Annotated in this window: 4 protein-coding genes; all 4 read left to right on the top strand. The window is 66.8% G+C overall.

Features of this window, described 5'->3' with window-relative positions; genetic code table 11:
* Positions 1 to 237: 237 nt before the first annotated feature.
* Positions 238 to 852, top strand: coding sequence for a ribosome maturation factor RimP (gene rimP, locus AC5RUJ_RS14125; protein ID WP_494014190.1), 615 nt, complete (start codon positions 238 to 240; stop codon positions 850 to 852).
* Between the two features lies 1 nt (position 853).
* Positions 854 to 1,828 carry a transcription termination factor NusA gene (nusA, locus tag AC5RUJ_RS14120; RefSeq protein WP_494002428.1) on the top strand — a complete coding sequence of 325 codons (975 nt, stop codon included), beginning with the start codon at positions 854 to 856 and terminating at the stop codon, positions 1,826 to 1,828.
* An 85-nt stretch (positions 1,829 to 1,913) separates the two neighbouring features.
* Positions 1,914 to 2,288 (top strand): YlxR family protein, encoded by a 375-nt coding sequence (locus tag AC5RUJ_RS14115; protein WP_494129129.1) that lies wholly within the window; start codon positions 1,914 to 1,916, stop codon positions 2,286 to 2,288.
* 143 nt (positions 2,289 to 2,431) lie between these two features.
* A partial coding sequence (locus AC5RUJ_RS14110) for a translation initiation factor IF-2 N-terminal domain-containing protein (RefSeq protein ID WP_494156038.1) occupies positions 2,432 to 2,680 on the top strand: 249 nt, incomplete at its 3' end.

Below are 2,680 nucleotides of genomic sequence, written 5' to 3'. Positions count from 1 at the left end.
GCCGGTGCTGACCACGATCGCCGCGGTGAGCAACAGCAGCGGCGCCCGGCGCCACGCCCGGGATGGCGCGGCCTGGTTGCCGCCGCGGCGCCTTGAAGTAGATCCCACAACTGAAGATGATGTCACGGCTTCGGCGTCCGCTGCACCGGCGTAGGCCGGGAACTGGCCGCGGGGAGGCCACCGGTGACGGTAAAGTCGCTAGTCTAGAAGCGAGACTTACCGAAACAGGGAGGCAGTATGGCCCAGCGGCGCGATCACAGCGGCGTGCCCACTACCGGAGGGACATCCGGTACCGACACGTCCGCGGAGGCCGCACGCCTGAAAGAGCTGCTGGAACCGTCCGTGGCCGCGCACGAGTTGTTCCTCGAGGATGTGGAAATCCGCCACGCCGGATCACAGCGCATCGTCCACGTCGTCGTGGACCTGCCCGAGGACCAGACCGGCGGCGTAGGGCTCGATGCCATCGCCGAGGTGTCGCAGGCCCTCTCCAAGACGCTGGATGAGGATCCGCGCGACGACGGCCGCGCCTACAGCCTGGAGGTATCCTCGCCGGGGCTCAGCCGGCCGCTCACCCAGCTGCGCCACTGGCGCCGGAACGTGGGCCGGCTGGTCAAGGTCAAGCTGGTCGCCGGCGACGACGTTGCCGGCCGCCTGCTGGAGGTCGGCGAGGCCGGCGTGACCGTGCGGCCGGAAGAAGCGCCGAAGAAGGGCATGAAGCCCCGTCCCGGCGAACCGGTCCACCTGGACTTTACGAACATCCGCTCCGGCAAGGTCGAAGTGGAGTTCGCCCCGGTAGACGACGACACGATTGCCGCCGCCGACGGCGAGCTGGAGAACGAGGAGGAGGCCTGAGATGGATATCGATATGAGCGCCCTGCGGCTGCTGGAGCGCGAACGCGAAATTCCGCTGGACCTGCTGATCCCCACGATCGAGCAGGCCCTGCTGGTGGCCTATCACAAGTCCCCCGGTTCCATCGACCAGGCCCGGGCCGAGCTGGACCGCAAGAGCGGCCACGTCACCATCTGGGCGGCCGAGGTGGACGACGACGGCACCGTGATCGGCGAGTTTGACGACACGCCCAGCGGGTTCGGCCGGATCGCGGCCAGCACGGCACGCCAGATCATCCTCCAACGGCTGCGCGACGCCGAGGACGACAACGTCTTGGGCGCCTTCCGCGGCAAGGAGGGGGAGCTGGTGTCCGGCCTGATCCAGCAGGGGCACAACCCCCACATGGTCCAGGTGGACCTTGGCACGGTGGAGGCGCTGCTGCCGCCGCCCGAACAGGTCCCGGGGGAGAGCTACGTGCACGGCACGCGCCTGCGCGCCTATGTGGTGGACGTCCACCGCGGCATGAAGGGCCCCTCGATCACCCTGTCCCGTTCCCATCCCGGCCTGGTGCGCAAGCTCTTCGAACTGGAAGTACCCGAGATCGCGGACAAGAGCGTGGAGATTGTTGCCCTGGCGCGGGAGGCCGGCCACCGGACGAAGATCGCCGTCAAGGCCAACGTGCCGGGACTCAATGCCAAGGGTGCCTGCATCGGCGAGATGGGTTCCCGCGTGCGGGCCGTCATGACCGAGCTGCACGACGAAAAGATCGACATCGTCGACTTCAGCGAGGATCCGGCGACGTTCATCGCCAGCGCGCTCTCGCCGTCGCGGGTCAGCTCCGTGACCATCACCGACCCGGAGACGCGTTCCGCCCGGGTCGTGGTGCCGGATTACCAGCTGTCGCTGGCGATCGGCAAGGAAGGGCAAAACGCCCGGCTTGCGGCAAAACTGACGGGCTGGCGGATCGATATCGTGTCCGACGCAGCCATGGCTAAATAGCGCACAAGAAGCAAAAACCACGCCCGGTTTCGGGCCTGCAACACGCCCGGTTCGTTGGCCGGGCACTGGAAGCGGTAGAATATCCATGGCCGGGTTTCCCGACAGTCAAAAGCCCTTGCAGGCGCACGCCCAGGCGGCCACGCCGCCCCAGCGGACCTGCATAGGCTGCCGGCGCCGGGAAGACCAGGCCGTTCTGCTGCGGCTGGCAGTCGAAGAAGTCGACGGTGTTTTCACCGTCGTCGTCGATCCGGGTCGCCGCAGGCCTGGACGCGGTGCCTGGATGCACCGCGGACCGGATTGCATGGAACTGGCTTTGAAACGGCATGCCTTCGGCAGGGCCTTCCGGGCCACTGTTGACAGCAGCACTGTTGCAGACCAGTTCCGTGCTGACGACGAGGCGGCCACCGCGGCCGGCCCCGTCACCCCAACCGTCCAACCTGAAAGCGGGTCAGAAAACTGATGGAAACCCGATGAGTGCCAAGTGATGAGTACTTCATTGTGCTCCGCCCGCGGCCTTTCAGCCCATTCTGCTGAAAGCCGCAGCAAGAATTAGACGGTTCGTGCCCGGCAGACCTGCCTCGTGCGGACCGAGACAGGAGAAATGTGGCCAAGGTCCGCGTACACGAGCTCGCAAAAGAGCTCGGTATTACCTCGAAAGATGCAGTATCCAAACTGCAGGAGCTGGGCGAATTCGTCCGCTCAGCGTCATCGACCATTGAGGCACCCGTCGTGAAGAAGCTTCGCGACGCGTTCCCCGCCGCCGCCCCGAAGGGCGACCAGGCGGCCCCCAAGACAGCACCCAAGGCAGCAGCGCCCAAGCCGGGAGCGAAGCCCGCTCCCAGCGCCCCGGCC

The organism is Arthrobacter sp. Y3223164 (genome assembly GCF_059091005.1).
Note: the sequence above shows the minus strand (reverse complement) of the source record. Positions and strands in the feature narration are given on the sequence as shown.

What these genes read in the sequence shown, in the direction of transcription:
- AC5RUJ_RS14115 (WP_494129129.1), top strand. Translation starts at nt 1,914, where the DNA reads ATGGCCGGGTTTCCCGACAGTCAAAAGCCCTTGCAGGCGCACGCCCAG.
- nusA (WP_494002428.1), top strand. Translation starts at nt 854, where the DNA reads ATGGATATCGATATGAGCGCCCTGCGGCTGCTGGAGCGCGAACGCGAA.
- rimP (WP_494014190.1), top strand. Translation starts at nt 238, where the DNA reads ATGGCCCAGCGGCGCGATCACAGCGGCGTGCCCACTACCGGAGGGACA.